The organism is Dietzia maris (assembly GCF_014144855.1).
In the GTDB taxonomy this organism is placed as follows: domain Bacteria; phylum Actinomycetota; class Actinomycetes; order Mycobacteriales; family Mycobacteriaceae; genus Dietzia; species Dietzia kunjamensis.
The window spans coordinates 1-2,011 of the sequence record NZ_JAALDN010000428.1 but is presented as its reverse complement, the minus strand read 5'-3'; the positions used below and the strand labels follow the sequence as shown (position 1 = coordinate 2,011).

Below are 2,011 nucleotides of genomic sequence, written 5' to 3'. Positions count from 1 at the left end.
GCGGACGCGATCACCGGGATCGGGGTCCTGGGCGATCGGGAGGGCGTGTTCGGGCCGGTGGCCTCGATGCCCACCGCGTGGCGGGTGCTGGACCGAGTTGACGCCGAGCACCTACCTGCGGTGCGCTCAGAATCGCTCAACGTCAGCGATCAGCAGCTCCGACCACCCGCCCATGAAAGGCCGAGGCTAGGCGAGGCTAGTCGGGGCTGACGGCTGGGAGGCCGGCCACGACGAGGTGCCAACGTAGGAGCTCTGAGGAACCGCCCCTTCGCCTGCTTGCTCGGCTACTCAGCGCGCCCGATGCTACTTCTCGGCTTCGGACGGTCAATGACGCTCCGCCACTGTCGAGTTGAAGGGCTAAAAAAGGAAAGTGGCCCACAGGCCCTGTTACCCATGTCACACTCACTCACATGAGCATTCGCCCGTTATCGCCAGACATGCCGTAGGCCAGTATCGGGATCATCTCAACCCTTATTGCTGGCCCAGCTTCGGACCTTTAAAGGTAATTCTGCAAACGCTCGCGGTGGGCGGCGCAGACACCTTCCGATCTGAGAGGGCACAAATGAAAAAGGCACTTTCCATGACTGCGGCTGCCGCCATGTGCGTCGGGCTCATGGCGCCGGCGTTCGCCAACGCGGACCCAGTCGAAAACAGCCAGATCTCCCCCACTCCACAAGCACTTGTTGAAACCGTCGAAACGGCCGAAACTCGTGCCCTTGAACTTGTGCAACGGAGTCCTTCTGCAGCTCGTTCTGCGCAGGACCTCCGAGGCAACGAAGGATTCGTGCAAGACATTCGGACCGACGCCCGCGGTGCTGTGGTCACCACAGTGGCCGGGGATATCATCATGACCGGCGGTGACGAACGAAGCTCGTTCACCAGGGACGGCGATCACATGGTCTCCGGGAATCGAGTTCTGAGCGAGAACGCTGACCGGACAGTATCGGGCTACGCCGTGATTCCTGGAGGCGCCGAGCAAGCCAAGTGGTCCTTCACCATGCCGCCGGGAACCGAATTAAAGTCCAATGAGGGCGGCGGCGTTTCCCTGCTAATCACAGAGGGCGCGGAAAGCAGCGGGGCGGACATGCCCGAGTCCGCCACGATCGAGGTGCGCGATTTCATCGAAGCGCCCTGGGCAATCGACCGTGATGGCGATGTAGTGCCCACGCACTACGTAGTGCAGGGCAACACCGTCACCCAGGTGCTTGACCGCGGAGACAACGACTCTGAAGTTGTCGCCGACCCAAAACTGACCTTCGGTTTTGGCGTCTATCTCAGCATGTGGGGCTGGGAAGCAAATGCGTTCAGGTCAGCGCTTCTTGCCACGGGAGCCGCTTCGTGGTGGACAATATGCGAAGTTGCCAACCGAGTTGGCGGTTGGGGTTGGGTCGTGGGGATGATCTGCAGGGCCGCTCCCGGCCTCACGGTTCTTACGCTGATCAACATCCTGCGGTTGCCCCCGCAATGGCATGCGAACTGGTGCTGCCAGACCCGGATCCTCCCGTCTTCTGGAACCATGTACCCGGTCAATCACGTGGGCCACTGCGACTAGCTCAACCGTCTCTAGATTGGTGATCCCCCTTGTGCGCGAAGATCGAAGCAAGGCCATGCGGGTACTGCGAGCGATAGCCATGATCCTCGCCGCGTCGATCCCCTTCGCAATCGTGGCGCTGGTCACTCATATTGGGTGGCAAAACAGCGGTGCAGCGACGGGAGTGACAGTGCTAGTCGTTGGCTCTATCGGAGCCGGCTATTACACTTGGCGCAGCGAAGGGCGCCAGCGGTGAACACAATGCTCGAGTGAGCCCTGCGAGAGGGCTAGCCTCGGCCTTCACGTGGAAAGTTAGATCTGGGCCCGGAAATGACGTGGGAAGTGCTCCTGAACTGGGATGATGTGACTTAAATAAGGTCCACATCGGTTCAGTCCAAGGAGCACTTCCCGGGTGAAGTCTAGCGCGTCATTTCGGCGGTTGAAGGTGAGTGCGGACGGGTCGGGCGTGGTCTCGCACGC

Annotated in this window: 2 protein-coding genes; both read left to right on the top strand. The window is 61.0% G+C overall.

The window, feature by feature from the left end:
• On the top strand, nt 1–210 hold a 210-nt coding region (locus G6024_RS16425; protein WP_206683391.1), incomplete at its 5' end, for a hypothetical protein.
• Between the two features lie 352 nt (nt 211–562).
• Nucleotides 563–1,552, top strand: a complete 990-nt coding sequence (locus G6024_RS13680; protein WP_159148945.1) for a hypothetical protein — start codon at nt 563–565, stop codon at nt 1,550–1,552.
• Nucleotides 1,553–2,011: the final 459 nt, after the last annotated feature.